A 16,540-nucleotide genomic window follows, 5' to 3' on the forward strand; every position below is an offset into this window, starting at 1 on the left:
CGAACCCCTCGACCGATCAAGTCGAGAGGCGTAACTTCCGGATATCGGACCGTTCCCCAGCGTCCGTCTCTCGGAAGGACCCCTTTCTCATGGCAAGTGCTCGTACCCGAGCTGTCGCAGCGGTCGCCTCAGGAGCCGCTGCTCTCGCCCTCGGTGTCGCCGGTCTCCCCGGCAGCGCCGAAGCCGCCTCCCGGCACACCCTCGCCGGCAGCGTCCCAGCGTGGGCCACCCCCGCCCATCGCGTCTCGTCCACACCCGGATCCGAGCAGGTGACGTTCCGCGTCTACCTGCCGTGGCGCGACCCGGCGGCCGCACAGGCGCTGGCCGTCTCGGTCTCCACGCCCGGATCGGCCGACTACGGCAAGTTCCTCACACCCGCGCAGTTCCGCTCCCGGTTCTCGCCGTCGAGCGCCTCGGTCTCCCAGGTCCAGACCTGGCTCAAGAGCCAGGGCTTCGCCGTGGGCAGCGTCCCGACGAACAACAAGTACGTCGAGGCCACCGGCACCGCCGCTCAGGCGGCCGCCGCCTTCTCGACCTCGTTCGCCGACTACAAGGTCGAGGGCCGCACCATCCGGAGCAACACGAGCGCGCTGAGCGTCCCGGCTGCCGCGGGTGACGTCCAGGCCGTCGTCGGTCTGGACGAGTCGCAGACGCTGGTCCACCGCGACCAGGTCACCCCGCCGGCTCCGGCGTTCGTCAACGCACAGCCGTGCTCGGCGTACTGGGGCGAGAAGACCGTCCAGAACACCCCGACCCCCGACGGCACCGCCCTTCCGGCCTCGCCGTCGGCCTTCGCGCCCTGCGGGTACGCCGGCGCTCAGCTCCAGGGCGCCTACGGCATGAGCGGCGCGATCGCCTCGGGCAACGACGGTCACGGCGTCACGATCGGCGTGATCGACGCCTACGCCTCGCCGACCATCGCCAGCGACGTCGAGACCTACTCGGCCGCGCACGGGCTGCCCTCGCTCAAGGGCCACTTCCGCCAGGTGATCACGCCCGGCTCGAAGAACATGCCGATCAACAACAAGCAGGACCCCGCCGGCTGGGCCGGTGAGGAGACCCTCGACATCGAGGCCGTCCACACGATGGCCCCGGGTGCGGACATCGTCTACATCGGCGCCAACAACAACTACCGCGACATGGACGCGCTGATGAACAAGGTCGTGGACAACCACTACGCCGACATCATCAGCAACTCCTACGGCTACGGCGGCGAGTCCCTGCCGACCGGCTACATCAAGCCGCAGCTCGACACCCAGGTCCAGGCCGCCGCCGAGGGCATCTCGCTGCTCTTCTCCAGCGGCGACAACGGTGACGAGACCGCTGGCGTCGCGGGTGCCGCGCCGTCGCCGGACTGGCCGGCCTCCAGCCCGTTCGTCACCGCCGTCGGTGGTACGTCGATGGGCGTCTCGGCCGACAACAGCCGGATCTTCGAGACCGGCTGGGAGACCGCCAAGAGCACCCTGGCCGCCGATGGCACCTGGAACCCGGCCAAGTACCAGTACGGCTCGGGTGGCGGCACGTCCCGCCTGTTCGCGCAGCCGTCCTACCAGGCCGGCGTCGTGCCGTCCGAGATCTCGCAGACCTACGGCGGCGCCCCGATGCGCTCGGTCCCGGACGTCTCCGCACTCGGCGACCCGACCACCGGCATGCGGGTCGGCCAGACCCAGCTGTTCCCCGACGGCACGTCGAGGTACAGCGAGTACCGCATCGGCGGCACCTCGCTCGCCTCGCCGCTGTACGCCGGCATGCTGGCCCTCGCGGTGCAGAAGGCCGGGCACCCGCTCGGCCTGGCCAACCCGACGCTGTACGCCGCCGCCGGTGCGGCGTACGACGTCGACGGGTCCTCGGACGCGACGTACCCCGGCGCGGTCCGCACCGACTACGTCAACGGCATCGACGCGGGCAACGGCTACGTCTACTCCGCCCGTTGGTTCGACCGCGGTGACCTGATCACCATCCACACCCGCCCGGGCTACGACGACGTCACCGGCGTCGGCTCCCCCGACGGTCAGGGCTGGTTGGACGCGGTCGCCGGGCAGTAGGTCTCGGCAAGCTCGACCTCCGGAAAGCGAAGGGCCCCGCCGTCGGCGGGGCCCTTCGTCGTGGTTTCGACACGCCGCTCGCTGGCGCTCGCGGCTGCTCAACCACCGAGGAGAACTACTTCGGGGGCATCCGGATGCCGCCGTCGACGCGGATGACCTCGCCGTTCATGTACGAGTTGGTGATGCACTCGAGCACCATCGAGGCGAGCTCGGCGCCGGTGCCGAGGCGCTTGGGGAACAGCACGTTCTGGCCCAGGTTGGCCTTGAACGCCTCCGGGTCGGGGAAGGCGTCGTAGATCGGGGTGTCGATCAGGCCGGGCGCGATGCAGTTGACGCGTACGCCGGCGGCGGACAGGTCGCGGGCGATCGGCAGGGTCATGCCGACGACGCCGCCCTTGGAGGCCGAGTACGACGCCTGACCGATCTGGCCGTCGAACGCGGCCACGGAGGCGAGGTTGACGATGGCGCCACGGCAGCCGTCCTCGTCGGCCTCGTTGCGGCTCATCACGGTCGCGGCCTGGCGGGTCATGTCGAAGGAGCCGATCAGGTTGATCTCGACGACCTTCTTGAAGGCGTCCAGCGAGTGCGCCGACTCGATCTGGCCGTCCTTGCCGATGGTGCGCTGAGCCCAGCCGATGCCGGCGGAGTTCACGCACGCCTTGAGCGGCGCGATCTGCGCGGCCTGCTCGACGGCAGCGGTGATCTGCTCGGTGTTGGTCACGTCGACCTGGGCGAAGACGCCCTTGATCTCGGCCGCGAGGGCCTCGCCCTTCTCGGCGTTCAGGTCGGCGATGACGACGGTGGCACCGTGGGCGGCGAGGGCGCGGGCGCACGCGGCGCCGATGCCCGAAGCGCCGCCGGTGACGATGGCGGAGGATCCGGTGAGTTCCATGGTTCGGACTCTAGGGCAATCGACGCGACCGTGACACTGGTGGTGTCACGATCCGGGTCGGTCAGAGGTCGGTGGTGCCCTCGGCCACGACGACGGCAGGGCCGGTCATCAGGATGCGGTCGTCGGCGGTCCAGGTGATGCTCAGCGTTCCACCGGGCAGGTCGACGCGGTAGGCACGATCGCGCACCCCTCCGGTCGGGTCGTCGGCCAGCGCGGCCGCGACCATCACCGCGCAGGCACCGGTCCCGCACGACTGGGTCTCCCCCGAGCCGCGCTCGTGCACCCGCATCGCGACGTGGTCCGGGCCCCGGCGTACGACGAACTCGATGTTCACGCCGTGCGGGAACGCGATCGGGTCGTACGTCGGCTGGTCGGTCAGCGAGCCGACGACCTCGAGGTCCTCACCCTCGTCGAGGAAGGCCACGGCGTGCGGGTTGCCCATGTCGACGTGCAGCGCCGACCAGGTCTCGTGCTGGCCCTCGACGCTCACCCCGACCCGGGTCTCGTCGAGGATCTCGGGGGTCCCCATGTCGACGGTGATGTCGCCGCCGTCGGCGTACGTCAGGGTCTTGATGCCGTCACGGGTCGCGATCGGGACCGGGCTGCTCGGGTCGGCCAGGCCGGCGTCGGCGAGGTGGCGCCCGAAGACGCGGACGCCGTTGCCGCACATCTCGGCGATCGAGCCGTCGGCGTTGCGGTAGTCCATGAACCACTCGGCGTCCTGGCCGGCGCCGGCTTCACCGATCGCGGCGGTCCTGATGACGCGGAGCACCCCGTCCCCGCCGATGCCGCCGCGGCGGTCGCACAGCGCGGCGACGCGCTCGTCCGACAGCTCACCGTGGAGGGTGCCGTCGTGGTCGGGCAGCAGCACGAAGTCGTTGTGCGTGCCGTGACCCTTGAGGAAGGGGTAGCTCACGAGTTCCAGCGTAGGGCGTGGGCCTGCACGGCGGCGAACGCGTTGTCGAGGCGCCGCGGATCGTCCCACTGCACCCAGGCGATGCGTACGTCGTCCTTCCACCAGGCCATCTGGCGCCGCGCGAACTTGCGGGTCGCGGTGATGGTGCGGTCGACCGCCTCGTCCAGGGTGAGCTCGCCCTGGAGGTGGAGGAGGACCTGGCGGTAGCCGATGGCCATGCTCGCGGTCCTGCCCTCGGCCAGGCCCTCGTCGAGGAGCCGTTCGACCTCGGCGACCAGGCCCTCGTCGAACATCCGGTGCACCCGCTGCGCGATGCGCTCGGCGAGGAGCTCCCGCTCGATGTGCACGCCGATCTGGAGCGTGTTCGGGTCGGCGTGCTCCTGCACCGGCAGGCGCGCGCTGAACGGCATGCCGGTGAGCTCGATGACCTCGAGCGCACGGACGATGCGGCGGCCGTTGAACGGCTCGATCCGCTCGGCGCTGACCGGGTCGAGCGCCGTGAGACGGGCGTGGAGCGGTGCCGGGCCGTCGGCCTCGAGCTCGTCCTCGAGCCGGGCACGAACCGTCGCATCGGTGCCGGGGAAGTCGAACCGGTCCACGATCGCCCGGGTGTAGAGGGCCGAGCCGCCGACGAGGATCGGCGTCCGGTCACGACCGCGTACCTCGGAGATCAGGTCGCGCGCCCAGCCCTGGAAGGCGGCCACGTTCGCCGGCTCGCGCACGGTGAGCGTGTCGATCAGGTGGTGCGGCACGTCGCGCCGCTCGGCGGGGGTCGGCTTCGCCGTACCGATGTCCATGCCGCGGTAGAGCGCCATCGCGTCGGTGTTGATGATCTCTCCGTCGAGGCGTTCGGCGAGGTCGACGGACAGGGCGGTCTTGCCGCTCGCCGTCGGTCCCACGATGGCGACGATGGGACGCTGGTCGGGCACCCGCCCATTTTGTAGGCTGCGGATGATCCGGCCCAACCGGGGCCGACAAGGCATGGGGGTATCTCGTGGGTTTTCTCGACGACGCCAAGGACAAGCTGACCGACGCCGCTGCTGACGGCAAGCTGGACGGTGCCATCGACAAGGCGGCCGACCTCGCCGACGACAAGACCGGCGGCAAGTTCTCCGACCAGATCGAGGGTGGGGCCGACAAGGCCAAGGACGCCCTCGGCAACCTCTGAGCAGCCGGTAGCGAGCGAGCCCCGGAGATGGCGATCACCGATCCCGTCTCCGGGGTGACTCGTTTTTCGATCGTGCCGGCGGCGTACGTCCTGCTGACGCGGTCGGGTCCTGCCGGCCCCGAGGTGCTGCTGCAGCTGCGCCAGAACACCGGCTACAGGGACGACCACTGGGCGTCTGCCGCGGCGGGCCACATCGAGCGCGGCGAGACGGCGGTGGCAGCGGCGGCGCGGGAGGCCACCGAGGAGCTCGGTGTCACCGACGTGGCGCTCGAGTTCGTGACCGCGATGCAGCGGACCGCCGCCGGTCACGACATCGACGAGCGCGTCGACTTCTTCTTCACCGCCGCCTCCTGGACGGGTGAGCCGCACATCGTCGAGCCCACCAAGTGCGCGGACCTGCGCTGGTGGCCGCTGGCGGGCCTGCCGGATCCGCTGGTGCCCCACGAGCTGTGGGTGCTGGAGCGTTGGGGCGCGGTTCCCGCGCTCAGCTCCTTCGGCTTCTAGCGGACCTATTGGGGCTCACGGGACCAGCGTGAGCAGTCTGCTGGATCACGCTGCTCGCCAGCCCCAACCGCCCCAACAGGTCCGCACTTCCGGCAGCCCGAGCTCGGATCGGCGCATCGCGACGGCACGGGAAATCGTGCTGCGGACCCAGTCCGGGTCGTGAACGACCTGCGCCCAGGTGAAGCGAAGAACGAGCCAGCCATGGACGGTGAAGGTGTCGTAGCGGCGTGAATCACGATTGATCCCTCCGACCGTCGCGTGGAACTCGGCGGAGTCCGCCTCGATCACGATGCGGAGGGTCTCGTCGACGAGGTCCGGCCGCCCGAGGAACAGCGCGTCCGCGTAGAGCGGGACCTGTGGGACCGCCTTCAGACCAGGCACCGACAACGTGATCGCCCTCGTCGCCGACTCGAACGCATTCGCCGCCCGGCCGTCGGCGACACGAGCGATCAGCTTGACCCGGCGGGCATTCGGACCCCTGGCTGACGCCGCGAGCTCGGCCAGGTCGACAGGATGGAATCCGGCGCGGAGCGCCGAGTCGGCGACACAGAGGCCTTCTCGTGGCGGGTAGTAGCGCAGACAGTCGACGAGGGTCCGACCACGCGTGGTGACACCGTCGACGACCTGGTCGGGCGACAGGTTCAGCTTGCGCAGCTCGACGTCCGAGAGCGGCAGCCGCGCGGTCCGCTTGTTCTTGGGGATCGTGATCTGGGGCCTCGGAGGCAACACGAGGAGCTGCCAACCATGGATGAGCGCCGCGCTCCCCCGGCAGACGACACCGCCACACTGAGCCGCCGCCTGCACGGCGTCCTCGAGTGCCTGGCGGTGCCGACGGTCGAAGTCCACGCGAATGAGTGTGCCGTCCGATCGGACCACCATGCGGCGCTCCTCCACAGGCGTGCGGACCTATTGATGCAGAGCGGACGCATGAGCTGATCGGGGCGTCATTGTGACCACACGGATCAGAGGCGCCCCAATAGGTCCGCGGTCACGAGCAGGCGGGAGCGTCCGGCAGCGGAGCCGGTACGCCGACCATCGGCATGCCCAGGCCGACACCGCCACCGGATCCGGTGGTTGAGCCTGTCGAAACCCCCTGGCGGGCCTCCCAGGCATCGCCCGAGCGGGTGCGGCGTACGGACAGGACGGCGCCGTCGGCCTCGAGGTAGTGCGGAGCGCCGCGGGTGATCGTCACGGTGACCATGTCGCCGGGGCGCACGTCGACGCCGTCGACGTTGAAGTGGACCAGCCGGTTGTCCGGCGCCCGGCCGGACATGCGGCCGGTGTCGGTGTCGCGGCGGCCCTCGCCCTGGGAGACCAGCACCTCGAGCGTGCGGCCCTCCTGGGCCTGGTTCTCCTCGAGGCTGATCCGGTTCTGCACCTCGACCAGCCGGCGGTAGCGGTCGGCGACGACCTCTGGCGAGATCTGGTCGGGCAGCGTCGCGGCCGGGGTGCCGGGTCGCTTGGAGTACTGGAAGGTGAACGCACCCGAGAAGCGCGCCTCACGCACGACCTTCAGCGTCTCGAGGAAGTCCTCCTCGGTCTCGCCGGGGAAGCCGACGATGATGTCGGTGGTGATCGCGGCATCCGGGATGGCGGCCTTGACCTTCGCCACGATGCCGAGGAACTTCTCCTGGCGGTAGGACCGCCGCATCTCCTTGAGGAGCCTGGAGGAGCCCGACTGCAGCGGCATGTGCAGCGACGGCATCACGGTCGGGACCTCGGCCATCGCCTCGATCACGTCGTCGGTGAACTCCGCGGGGTGCGGCGAGGTGAAGCGGATCCGCTCCAGGCCCTCGATCTCCCCACACGCGCGCAGCAGCTTGGAGAACGCCTGACGGTCGCCGAACTCCACGCCGTACGCGTTGACGTTCTGGCCGAGCAGCGTCACCTCGGTGACGCCCTCGGCGACCAGCGCACGCACCTCGGCCAGGATGTCGCCCGGGCGACGGTCCTTCTCCTTGCCGCGCAGCGACGGGACGATGCAGAAGGTGCAGGTGTTGTTGCACCCCACCGAGATCGACACCCACGCGGCGTACGCCGAGTCGCGCTTGGTCGGCAGCGTCGACGGGAAGATCTCGAGCGACTCGAGGATCTCGACCTGCGCCTCCTCCTGGACCCGCGCGCGCTCGAGCAGCGCCGGCAGCGAGCCGATGTTGTGGGTGCCGAAGACGACGTCCACCCACGGCGCCCGCTGGGTCACCGTGTCGCGGTCCTTCTGCGCCATGCAGCCACCGACGGCGATCTGCATGCCCGGCTTGCCGGCCTTCACCGGCGCCAGGTGGCCGAGGTTGCCGTACAGCTTGTTGTCGGCGTTCTCGCGCACCGCGCAGGTGTTGAACACGACGACGTCCGCCTGCTCCCCCTCGGGGACCGCGGTGTAGCCGGCGTCCTCGAGCAGCCCGCCGATCCGCTCGGAGTCGTGCACATTCATCTGGCAGCCATAGGTGCGGACCTGGTAGGTCCGGGTGGTCTCGGTCGGCGCGGCAGTCATAGCCAGAAAAGAGTACGGCGACACGGTGCTCGCCACCTAAGCGAGCCGTGGGCCACAATCCAGCCATGCGCATGACTCTCGGGACCCTTGCTGCCGCATTGCTCGCCCTCTCCTGTGCCGCCTGCGGCAGCGGCGGCGGCTCGGCCCTCTCGAAGAGCCCGAGCAGCCCGAGCGGGCCCGGCGGCGAGAGCACGAGCACGACGGGCGACGACACCGGGCTGACGGCCAAGCTCGTCGCCGGCGTACCGCCGAAGGACCTGACCTGGTCGGTCCCCCGGGAGGTTCCCGCCGACTGGCACCAGCTGCGGACGGAGACGGGCACCCTCCAGTGGCAGATCGGCACCTCGCGCTGCACCGTGACCCTCAACCAGCCCTCGGGGCTGGGGACGAGGAAGGCGCCCGACTCCGACCAGATCGCCTCGGACTACGCCGCGGACGCCGGCCGCAGCCTGAAGATGAAGCTGACCATCAGCACCCCGACCCAGCGGATGTTCGCCAACCACGTCAACAAGGGTGCCGCGGAGGCACAGTCACAGCTCAGCGTCGTGGAGCTCCACTCCGCCAGCGGCGTCGAGGGCGAGGCCCTCGGCTATCGCGCCGGTGACTACGCGCTGCGCGCACTCGGCGTGTGTGGCACCGACTGGGCCGAGCACCGCTCGGCGATCGAGCAGTTCTTCAGCGCACTCGGTGCGAACACGACGTACTGACGAGGGGTTCAGGCCTTCGTCGGCTTGTTGCTCACCCACAGCTTGATGACGCCCTCGAAGCAGACCTTGTCCTCGACGGTCAGCGCCTTGACACGTACGTCGAGGTCGCCCTCGACCTGCCACTGCTCGGCATCGGTCTCGGCGACCACCGTGACGTACGGGCCGTCGGCCTTGGCCGTGTAGCGGATGTCCATGCCCTTGGGGATCCAGCGCTTGTCGGCCGGGACGGTCGTCTCGGCGAGCGCGCCCATCGCCATCTCGGCGCCGTTGCACAGCGCGATCGCGTGGATGGTGCCGATGTGGTTCTTCACCGAGCGACGAGCCGGGATCCGGACCTCGGCGTGGTTGGGGCGGCACTCACGCACGGTGGCGTGGATGGAGGCGAAGTACGGCGCCTTCTGGCTGAACATGAAGGAGAAGACCTTCTTGCCGAGCGTGTCGCCGACGACCGGTACGCCGGTGGTGGTCTTCCAAAGCTGGTGCAGAGCGCTCATGCCACGAACGTTACTGGTCGGTAACTAGTCCGGTCCATGGCACCGGGGTGTGATCCGTCGGACGCCCTCAGCTGGAGTGCAGCGCGTTGCTGTCGGCGCCGGAGGTCACCTTGGCCCAGTAGGGCAGCGAGCTCGGCGCCGGGCTGGGGTCGACGTCGTCGGCCTGGACGGTGAGCACCGGCGGGGCCGTGCCGGCATAGCTGAACGTGCAGGTCACGATCGTGGCGCTGCCGTTGAGGTGGCTGGGGGCCGCACCCGTCGGGTCGACGCAGCTCCACCCCGCGCCTGAGATCGAGGTGACGTCGAGGCGGCGGTTGAGGGAGAACTGCAGCTTGATGTCGCGGGGGTCGCCGCCGGACGTGGTGACCGTCAGGTTCGCGGTCCACTTGCCCGAGCTGCCCTGCTGCGACGAGGTCACCGATGTCAGCACCGTGCACGGCCCGCACGCGGGAGTCGGCGTGGGCGTCGGGGTCGGCGTCGGCGTCGGCGTCGGAGTGGGCGTCGGGGTGGGAGTGGGCGTCGGCGTCGGCGCGGCCGAGGTCGGCACGACGACGGCAGGTGCCGGCGCAGGGGCCGGCGCAGGCGCCGGCGGCGCAGGCGGCGTCACGCGCGGCGCGACCTTGGCGGGCGCTGCCGCGTCGGTCTTCGCCTTGCTCACCGTGCGGGCGGGCGTGGCGTCGGGAGCCGCGGAGTGCCCCTGGTGCTGGTTGGTCAGCGCGAACGCACCGGCGACGACGGCGACGATCGCCGCAGCAGCGGCCACGCCGCCGACGACCGGACCACCGAAGCCGCTCGAGCCGGAGGCGGCACCACCCGAGCTGCCACCGGCCGCGCCCGCGGTTCCACCGACCACCGCTGCGCCACCAGCGGCCGCGCCGAGCCAGGCGGCGACCTTGCCACTGGAGACCACACCGAGGAGGACGATCGGCAGGACGTACGCCGCGAGCTTGCTGTTGAGCTGGCCCACCACCAGGAACGCGGCGGCGCAGTCGTCGCAGGTGTCCAGGTGCCGGTCGAGCTTGGCCTGGGCGCGGTCGCTGAGGTCGCCGCGAGCCGACTGGCTCATGCGCGCGTGCACCCAGCGGCACTCCTCGGCGGTCGGCTCAGGGCCGGTGTGGAGATCGAGGTAGGCCCGCTTGAGGCCCTCGCGGGCGCGGTGCGCCAGGGAGGAGACGGTGCGCGGGGCGATGTCGAGCAGCTCAGCGACCTCGGCCGGCTTGCGACCCTCGACCTCGACGTGCCACAGGACCTGCCGCCACCGCTCGGGCAGCGTGGCGAGCGCGTCGACCGCGACGCTCTCGTCGAGGCCCTCGACCATCTCGTCGACCGCCGGTTCGGTCTCGTCGAGGAGCCAGGGCTGGTCGGAGACCGGGGCCTCCTGGGTGCCGCGCAGCGAGTCGCGGTAGCCGTTGCGGATCGTGACGTGGAGGTAGGACCGGAAGTTCTCGGTCGGACCGCCACCGTTGCGCAGGGACGCGAGCACCCGCGCGAAGGACTCCGAGACCAGCTCGTCGGCGTTGTCGTTGCCGACGAGGATGCGCGCGAGCTTGGCCGCGTCGTCGACGTGGTCGCTGTAGAGCTGCTGGTAGGCGTCGTTGTCGCCGGCGCGCACACGCAGGAGCAGCTGCTCCTCAGGCGTGGTGGTCGCGTCGTACGACATCGGAAATGCCCCCAGTTCGTGGTCGTGTCCTACCGAGTCTGCCATTTCCCAACTTTTTTCGAGATTTCCCGAAAACCGCGTGATGTTCCGCGACAACGCACGTCTTGGTAGGTGACTGGCCCGCCAGGGCCAACGGCGAAAGGAGCTCGAAGTGACGCACCGCGGCACCTCGAACCTCCGCGTCATCGACCTGCGACCGCGCGCGATGGCCCGGAGGGCCACCGCACTGCGCGAGCAGGTGGTCACCCGGCGGCGGAGGGTGGCGCCGGGCCATCAGAGATCCCTCGAGGTCATCCTCGAGGCGCTCGACCGCACCGTAATCGTGCCGAGTGAGGACCTGGACGCCTGGGAGCGGCTCCTGGACTTCATCGAGGCCAACGACGGCATGCACTCCGTTCCGGCGTGCGCGGCGACGGCCAACCTCTTCGGGTTGGCGATCTTCGACGACGTCCTCGACCACGCGGCCCTGGCTGACCTGTCCGACCTCCTGGGGGGCAAGCGGCTGGCCAAGCTGCAGCACCGGCACGGCGCTCCGTTGGAGAGCCACGCCGGTCTGCCGCTGGCCACCCGTGCCATCCGCCGGATGGTCGCCTCGGACCTTCGGGACCGGCTCGCCGCCGACCCGATGACCGAGCAGGGCGCCGAACGGATCACCTGGGCCTCGCTGCGTGCAGCGCAGGCACTGATGGTCCAGGGCGTCGACCGCACCTGGGCGGTGCCCGTGCTCGACTCGGCCGAGGAGCTGGCCGACGTCGCGTCCCGGGGGACCATCGTCGAGTGGCGCCACCAGCTCGCGCTGGTGATGGGCGACCCGTGGTCGCCGTACTCCACACGACTCGTGGAGATCGCAGAGCTTGCGGGCAAGTCGTACGCCGCCGCCGTCATCGCGGCGTTCGTCGACCTGTGCCGCGAGGAGGCTGCCGAGGCCGGGCATGACCCGTTGCCTCGGGAGATCGGGGGCCTGGTGGCCGTCGGCTAACAGACTCGGGGCACCTGCGGGTGCCGTTCCGACGTGCCTGGGGGGGACGACGGGACGGCAGAAGGATGAGCTACATCTCGGGTTCGCTCATCCGCCGCAGGTCCCCGGTCTGGTTACCGGTGACTGTCAGGATCTCGACGCGGTTCCCCGCACCGTCGAAGGTGTGGAACCGCTCGAGCCCGTCGGCGTTGTGCCGCTGGCTCCAGTCGATCGCGAAGCCCTGCTCCTCGAGGCGGGCCGCGACCTCCTCCAGCTCGGCCACGTCGTCGAGCTGCAGCGCCGGGTGCGCCTTGGCCGCCGGGGCCATCGGATCCTCCACCCCGACGTGGAGCTCGGCCGTGACGTCGCCCGCGGCGTCGTACGACCGGAACCAGGCGCCGCCGCGCCGGGCGAGCTCCTCGGGCTTGGGCACCTCGGTCATGCCGAGGCCGGCGCCGTAGAAGGCACGCGCCGCGTCCTCTCCTCCGGGCGGGCAGGAGACCTGGACGTGGTGCAGTCGCATGGAGGCACCGTACGTCGACCGCATGTCTCGACGTCAAGATTCTTTGTCGCTCGCGTAAAGTGACGAGCATGCGGGACGAGGTCGACGAGCTGATCGAGGCGTGGGCGCGTGAGCGCTCGGACCTCGACCTCTCCCCCGTCGCGGTGTTCAGCCGGATCTCCCGGCTCGCGCACCACCTCGACCGCGAGCGGCGTACGGCGTTCACCGCCCATGAGATCGAGGGCTGGGAGTTCGACGTGCTCGCCGCGCTCCGCCGCGCGGGCGCACCCTACGAGCTGTCGCCCGGGCGGCTGCTGCGCGAGACGCTGGTGACCTCGGGGACCATGACCAACCGCGTCGACCGGCTCACCCAGCGCGGCCTGGTCGAGCGCCACCCCGACCCGGCCGACCGTCGCGGCGTGCTGGTGCGACTCACGCCCGAGGGCAAGCAGGCCGTCGACGGCGCCTTCGCCGCGCTGCTCGAGGCCGAGGCGGCCCTGCTCGCCGACCTGTCCCCTGCCGAGCGCGAGGCGCTCGCCGACCTGCTGCGCGGCCTGCTCACGCGCTACGCCGCGCAGTCCTAGCCGAGGACCTCTGCGGCCTCGAGCCACTCGAGCTCGAGCTCTTCGCGCTGCTCCGCGAGCTCACCGGCACGCTTGGCCAGCTCGGCCAGCCTCTGGTGGTCCTGCGCATGGGTGGCCATCGCGGCCTCGAGCGTCGCCTGCTCCTCGGTGATCCGGGCGAGCTGCTTCTCGATCCGGGCCACCGCCTTGCGGGCGTTGCGCTCCTCGGCGCCACCGGCCTTGGCCTTGGTCGCCACGGCGGGCGCGGCCGCGGCGGGCTCGGGCCGGGCCGACGAGGTGTTGCTGGCGGAGGTCGCGGCGTACGGCGCCGCGTTGACCCCGGCGGCCCGCCGCTCGAGGTACTCGTCGACGCCTCGGGGCAGGTGGCGGATCTGGCCGTCACCCATCAGGCCCCACACGGTGTCGGTGACACGCTCGAGGAAGTAGCGGTCGTGGGAGACCACGATGAGCGTGCCGGGCCAGCCGTCGAGGAAGTCCTCGAGGACGTTGAGGGTCTCGATGTCGAGGTCGTTGGTGGGCTCGTCGAGGAGCAGCACGTTGGGCTCGTCGAGCAGCGAGCGGAGCAGCTCGAACCGGCGGCGCTCCCCACCGGACAGGTCCGCGACACGAGCGGTGAGCCGGTCGCCGGTGAAGCCGAAGCGCTCCAGCATCGAGGTCGCCGAGATCTCGCCGTCGGCGGTCTTGGTGACCCGACGGATGCCTTCGACGGTGCCGAGCACCCGGGCGTCCGGCGGGAGGTCCTCACGCGCCGACTGCGCCAGCTGGCGCAGCGCGATGGTGCGGCCGCGGCGTACGCGACCGGCACTCGGGGTGAGCTCGCCGGACATCAGCTTGAGCACCGAGGACTTGCCGGCGCCGTTGACGCCGACGATGCCGACCCGGTCACCCGGGCCGAGCCGCCAGGTGGCGTGCGAGAGCAGCTGCTTGTCACCGCGGGTCAGTTCGACGTCCTCGATGTCGATGACATCCTTGCCCAACCGCTGGGTCGCGAACTTCTGCAGCTCGAAGCGGTCGCGCGGCGGCGGCACGTCCTCGATCAGCTGGTTGGCGGCGTCGATGCGGAACTTGGGCTTGGAGGTGCGGGCCGGGGCGCCGCGACGGAGCCAGGCCAGCTCCTTCTTCATCAGGTTCTGGCGGCGGGCCTCGGAGGCCGAGGCCTGGCGGGACCGCTCGGCCTTGGCCAGGACGTACGCCGCGTAGCCGCCCTCGAAGGAGTCGACCTCGCCGTCGTGGACCTCCCACGTGGTCTCGACGACCTCGTCGAGGAACCACCGGTCGTGGGTCACCACGATCAGGGCGGACGGCCGGTTGCGCATGTGCTTCGCGAGCCAGGCCACGGCCTCGACGTCGAGGTGGTTGGTGGGCTCGTCCAGCACCATCAGGTCCCACTCGTCGAGCAGCAGCGCTGCGAGCGAGCAGCGGCGGCGCTCGCCACCGGACAGACCGTCGACGACGCGATCGAGGTCGAGGCCGGCGAGGAGCACCTCCACGACCTCGCGGGTTCCCTGCTCGGCCGCCCACTCGTGGTCGGCCTTGCCGCGCAGCACGGCCTCGCGGACGGAGTGGTCGTCGTGCAGGCCGTCGCCCTGGTGGAGGTAGCCGATGAGCAGCCCGCGGTTCATCGAGACGCGACCGCTGTCGGGCTCCTCCAGGCCGGTCATCACCTCGAGCAGCGTGGTCTTGCCGCCGCCGTTGCGGCCGACGATGCCGATCCGCTCGCCGGCGGCGACACCGAGGCTCACGTCGGTGAGCAGCGGACGTACGCCGTACGACTTGGAGACCTTCTCGAGGTTCAGGAGATTAGCCATAGATGACCTCGTGCGCCCCTGCCACCGGACCGGTGGCGATCGCGCACTCGAGACCCTTCTCGTTCAGCTCGGCCTGCGCGGCGCGCGCCGAGAACCCGTTGTCGTAGAGACCCAGCATGGTCGGGCCCGACCCCGACAGCAGCACGCCGAGCGCGCCGGTCGCCCGCAACGCCTCCTGCGTGGCCGCGAGGTCGGGGCGCAGCCCGAGGGCGGGTGCCCAGAGGTCGTTGCCCAGCGCCGCCGCGACCTTGGCGACGTCGCCGGCCGCGAGCGCGTCCAGCAGCGCCTGCGAGAGAGCGGGGTCGGTCGCGTCGGGGGCGACCTCGTCGTACCTGCCGTAGACCAGCGGCGTCGACAGGCCCTCGTCGGAGAAGACCGCGACCCACCAGCACTGGGTGGTGTCCTCGACGGGGGCGACGACCTCACCACGGCCGAGGCCGGTGGCGGTGCCGCCGAGGAGCGCGAAGGGCACGTCGCTGCCGAGGGTGGCGGCGATGGCCAGCAGATCCTCGTCGGAGGTCTCCAGGTCCCAGAGCCGATCGAGCGCGACCAGCGTCGCCGCCGCGTCGGCAGAGCCGCCGGCCATGCCCCCGGCGACCGGGATGCCCTTGGCGATCACGATCTCGGCGGCCAGCTGGGTGTCGTGGTGGGCGGTCAGCGCCTTGCCAGCGCGGATCGCGATGTTGGCGTCGCCGTCCGGTACGCCGTCGACGTGCTCGGCCAGCCGGACCGACCAGTCCTCGGCCTCGGTGACGGTCACGTCGTCGTACAGCGCGACCGCTTGGTAGACCGTCGCGAGCGGGTGGAACCCGTCCGGCCGCGGAGCGCCGACCGAGAGCTGGAGGTTGATCTTGGCGGGCGCGCGGACCGTGACGCTCGGCTCCGGCTCCTCCACGTGGGCGGCGGTCATGCGGTCACCTCGGCGATCGCCTCCGTGAGCGCGACGAACTCGTCGATGCCGAGCGACTCGCCCCGGGCGAGCGGGTCGATGCCGGCCCTGGTGAGCGCCGCTTCGGCGGCCTCGGAGGAGCCGGCGAGGTCGCGCAGCGACCCGCGCAGGGCCTTGCGGCGATGGGCGAACGACGCGTCGATCACCGCGAAGACCTGCTCGCGGGAGACGGCGGTCGTCGGCGGCGCGTGGTGGGTCCAGGCGACCAGCCCGCTGTCGACGTTGGGCGCCGGCCAGAAGACGTTGCGGCCGATCGCGCCGGCACGGCGTACGTCGGCGTACCAAGCGGCCTTGGCCGACGGGACGCCGTACGTCTTGGACCCCGGAGGGGCCGCGAGACGGTCGGCGACCTCGGACTGGACCATGACCAGCCCGTGGCGCAGCGACGGCAGCAGCGCCATCAGGTGCAGCAGGACCGGCACCGAGACGTTGTAGGGCAGGTTCGCGACGAGGGCGGTCGGCGGCGGACCCGGCACCTCGGTCACCTTGAGCGCATCGGCGTTGACGACGAGCAGCTGGTCGGCCACGTCGGGGCCGAAGTCGGCGATAGTGCCGGGCAGCGCGTCGGCCAGGGCCGTGTCGAGCTCGATCGCCGTGACGCTCGCGCCCACCTCGAGGAGGGCCAGCGTCAGCGACCCGAGACCGGGACCGACCTCGAGGACGACCTCGCCCTCGGTCACTCCCGACTCCCGCACGATCCGCCGGACCGTGTTGGCATCGATGACGAAGTTCTGGCCCCGCTGCTTGGTGGGCCGGATGTCGAAGCGGGCCGCCAGGTCGCGGACCTCCGCAGGACCCAGCAGACGAACCATGCGGGTCAGCCTAGGGCCGACCCGCATGGTTCTTGGATTCGCTGGAGCGA

General features: G+C 71.0%; 17 protein-coding genes. 6 read left to right on the forward strand and 11 right to left on the reverse strand.

Features of this window, described 5'->3' with window-relative positions; translation table 11 throughout:
• Positions 1-89: 89 nt before the first annotated feature.
• Positions 90-2,045, forward strand: a complete 1,956-nt coding sequence (locus ACYVJ3_RS01400; RefSeq protein ID WP_460850692.1) for a S53 family peptidase — start codon at positions 90-92, stop codon at positions 2,043-2,045.
• Between the two features lie 115 nt (positions 2,046-2,160).
• On the opposite strand, the gene ACYVJ3_RS01405 is transcribed toward ACYVJ3_RS01400, so the two are convergent.
• The 3 genes from ACYVJ3_RS01405 to miaA all read right to left on the reverse strand — a co-directional run bounded on the left by ACYVJ3_RS01405 (position 2,161) and on the right by miaA (position 4,782).
• Entirely contained in the window at positions 2,161-2,937 is a 777-nt protein-coding gene (locus tag ACYVJ3_RS01405) for an SDR family oxidoreductase (RefSeq protein WP_460850693.1), read from the reverse strand.
• Positions 2,938-2,998: 61 nt separating this feature from the next.
• Positions 2,999-3,853: a diaminopimelate epimerase gene (gene dapF / locus ACYVJ3_RS01410; RefSeq protein ID WP_460850694.1), complete on the reverse strand. Its 855-nt coding sequence runs from the start codon at positions 3,851-3,853 to the stop codon at positions 2,999-3,001.
• Positions 3,850-4,782, reverse strand: a complete 933-nt coding sequence (miaA, locus tag ACYVJ3_RS01415) for a tRNA (adenosine(37)-N6)-dimethylallyltransferase MiaA (protein WP_460850695.1) — start codon at positions 4,780-4,782, stop codon at positions 3,850-3,852. The genes dapF and miaA overlap by 4 nt, the downstream gene beginning before the upstream one ends.
• Before the next feature lie 65 nt (positions 4,783-4,847).
• Here miaA and ACYVJ3_RS01420 point away from each other — a divergent pair, with 65 nt between their 5' ends.
• Positions 4,848-5,021: an antitoxin gene (locus ACYVJ3_RS01420; protein WP_460850696.1), complete on the forward strand. Its 174-nt coding sequence runs from the start codon at positions 4,848-4,850 to the stop codon at positions 5,019-5,021.
• A 54-nt stretch (positions 5,022-5,075) separates the two neighbouring features.
• On the forward strand, positions 5,076-5,525 hold the full coding sequence (locus ACYVJ3_RS01425; protein ID WP_460850697.1) for an NUDIX domain-containing protein: 450 nt from the start codon (positions 5,076-5,078) through the stop codon (positions 5,523-5,525).
• Between the two features lie 45 nt (positions 5,526-5,570).
• Here ACYVJ3_RS01425 and ACYVJ3_RS01430 read toward each other — a convergent pair whose 3' ends face one another.
• Both ACYVJ3_RS01430 and miaB read right to left on the reverse strand, forming a co-directional pair.
• The gene (locus tag ACYVJ3_RS01430) at positions 5,571-6,371 is read right to left on the reverse strand and encodes a DUF559 domain-containing protein (protein ID WP_460850698.1); all 801 of its coding nucleotides are present in this window, start codon (positions 6,369-6,371) and stop codon (positions 5,571-5,573) included.
• A gap of 142 nt (positions 6,372-6,513) precedes the next feature.
• Entirely contained in the window at positions 6,514-8,016 is a 1,503-nt protein-coding gene (gene miaB, locus ACYVJ3_RS01435) for a tRNA (N6-isopentenyl adenosine(37)-C2)-methylthiotransferase MiaB (protein WP_460850699.1), read from the reverse strand.
• 65 nt (positions 8,017-8,081) lie between these two features.
• Between miaB and ACYVJ3_RS01440 the strand changes: the two genes are divergently transcribed.
• The gene (locus tag ACYVJ3_RS01440; protein ID WP_460850700.1) at positions 8,082-8,723 is read left to right on the forward strand and encodes a hypothetical protein; all 642 of its coding nucleotides are present in this window, start codon (positions 8,082-8,084) and stop codon (positions 8,721-8,723) included.
• An 8-nt stretch (positions 8,724-8,731) separates the two neighbouring features.
• Here ACYVJ3_RS01440 and ACYVJ3_RS01445 read toward each other — a convergent pair whose 3' ends face one another.
• Positions 8,732-9,217 carry a hotdog fold domain-containing protein gene (locus ACYVJ3_RS01445; protein WP_460850701.1) on the reverse strand — a complete coding sequence of 162 codons (486 nt, stop codon included), beginning with the start codon at positions 9,215-9,217 and terminating at the stop codon, positions 8,732-8,734.
• Positions 9,218-9,284: 67 nt separating this feature from the next.
• Positions 9,285-10,877 (reverse strand): sigma-70 family RNA polymerase sigma factor, encoded by a 1,593-nt coding sequence (locus tag ACYVJ3_RS01450; protein WP_460850702.1) that lies wholly within the window; start codon positions 10,875-10,877, stop codon positions 9,285-9,287.
• A 151-nt stretch (positions 10,878-11,028) separates the two neighbouring features.
• Between ACYVJ3_RS01450 and ACYVJ3_RS01455 the strand changes: the two genes are divergently transcribed.
• Positions 11,029-11,856, forward strand: coding sequence for a hypothetical protein (locus ACYVJ3_RS01455; RefSeq protein WP_460850703.1), 828 nt, complete (start codon positions 11,029-11,031; stop codon positions 11,854-11,856).
• 70 nt (positions 11,857-11,926) lie between these two features.
• Here the strand turns inward: ACYVJ3_RS01455 and ACYVJ3_RS01460 are convergent, their stop codons facing one another.
• Positions 11,927-12,358, reverse strand: a complete 432-nt coding sequence (locus ACYVJ3_RS01460) for a VOC family protein (protein ID WP_460850704.1) — start codon at positions 12,356-12,358, stop codon at positions 11,927-11,929.
• A 68-nt stretch (positions 12,359-12,426) separates the two neighbouring features.
• Here ACYVJ3_RS01460 and ACYVJ3_RS01465 point away from each other — a divergent pair, with 68 nt between their 5' ends.
• Positions 12,427-12,921, forward strand: coding sequence for a MarR family winged helix-turn-helix transcriptional regulator (locus ACYVJ3_RS01465; RefSeq protein WP_460850705.1), 495 nt, complete (start codon positions 12,427-12,429; stop codon positions 12,919-12,921).
• Here ACYVJ3_RS01465 and ACYVJ3_RS01470 read toward each other — a convergent pair.
• From ACYVJ3_RS01470 to rsmA, 3 genes are read right to left on the reverse strand one after another with little or no spacing between them, the layout of a single operon-like run.
• Positions 12,918-14,729 carry an ABC-F family ATP-binding cassette domain-containing protein gene (locus tag ACYVJ3_RS01470; RefSeq protein ID WP_460850706.1) on the reverse strand — a complete coding sequence of 604 codons (1,812 nt, stop codon included), beginning with the start codon at positions 14,727-14,729 and terminating at the stop codon, positions 12,918-12,920. The two genes, ACYVJ3_RS01465 and ACYVJ3_RS01470, sit on opposite strands and share 4 nt — an antisense overlap.
• Positions 14,722-15,639, reverse strand: coding sequence for a 4-(cytidine 5'-diphospho)-2-C-methyl-D-erythritol kinase (locus tag ACYVJ3_RS01475; RefSeq protein ID WP_460850707.1), 918 nt, complete (start codon positions 15,637-15,639; stop codon positions 14,722-14,724). The genes ACYVJ3_RS01470 and ACYVJ3_RS01475 overlap by 8 nt, the downstream gene beginning before the upstream one ends.
• Positions 15,636-16,490 (reverse strand): 16S rRNA (adenine(1518)-N(6)/adenine(1519)-N(6))-dimethyltransferase RsmA, encoded by an 855-nt coding sequence (rsmA, locus tag ACYVJ3_RS01480; RefSeq protein WP_460850708.1) that lies wholly within the window; start codon positions 16,488-16,490, stop codon positions 15,636-15,638. Before rsmA ends, ACYVJ3_RS01475 begins: the two co-directional genes overlap by 4 nt.
• Positions 16,491-16,540 lie beyond the last annotated feature (50 nt).

The organism is Nocardioides montaniterrae, from assembly GCF_054782655.1.

Bases quoted from the DNA above. Each gene is read 5' to 3' on its own strand.
- ACYVJ3_RS01440 (WP_460850700.1), top strand. From the start codon at position 8,082: ATGCGCATGACTCTCGGGACCCTTGCTGCCGCATTGCTCGCCCTCTCC.
- ACYVJ3_RS01465 (WP_460850705.1), top strand. From the start codon at position 12,427: ATGCGGGACGAGGTCGACGAGCTGATCGAGGCGTGGGCGCGTGAGCGC.
- miaB (WP_460850699.1), bottom strand. From the start codon at position 8,016: ATGACTGCCGCGCCGACCGAGACCACCCGGACCTACCAGGTCCGCACC.
- ACYVJ3_RS01400 (WP_460850692.1), top strand. From the start codon at position 90: ATGGCAAGTGCTCGTACCCGAGCTGTCGCAGCGGTCGCCTCAGGAGCC.
- ACYVJ3_RS01405 (WP_460850693.1), bottom strand. From the start codon at position 2,937: ATGGAACTCACCGGATCCTCCGCCATCGTCACCGGCGGCGCTTCGGGC.
- ACYVJ3_RS01475 (WP_460850707.1), bottom strand. From the start codon at position 15,639: ATGACCGCCGCCCACGTGGAGGAGCCGGAGCCGAGCGTCACGGTCCGC.
- ACYVJ3_RS01470 (WP_460850706.1), bottom strand. From the start codon at position 14,729: ATGGCTAATCTCCTGAACCTCGAGAAGGTCTCCAAGTCGTACGGCGTA.
- ACYVJ3_RS01450 (WP_460850702.1), bottom strand. From the start codon at position 10,877: ATGTCGTACGACGCGACCACCACGCCTGAGGAGCAGCTGCTCCTGCGT.
- ACYVJ3_RS01460 (WP_460850704.1), bottom strand. From the start codon at position 12,358: ATGCGACTGCACCACGTCCAGGTCTCCTGCCCGCCCGGAGGAGAGGAC.
- ACYVJ3_RS01445 (WP_460850701.1), bottom strand. From the start codon at position 9,217: ATGAGCGCTCTGCACCAGCTTTGGAAGACCACCACCGGCGTACCGGTC.
- rsmA (WP_460850708.1), bottom strand. From the start codon at position 16,490: ATGGTTCGTCTGCTGGGTCCTGCGGAGGTCCGCGACCTGGCGGCCCGC.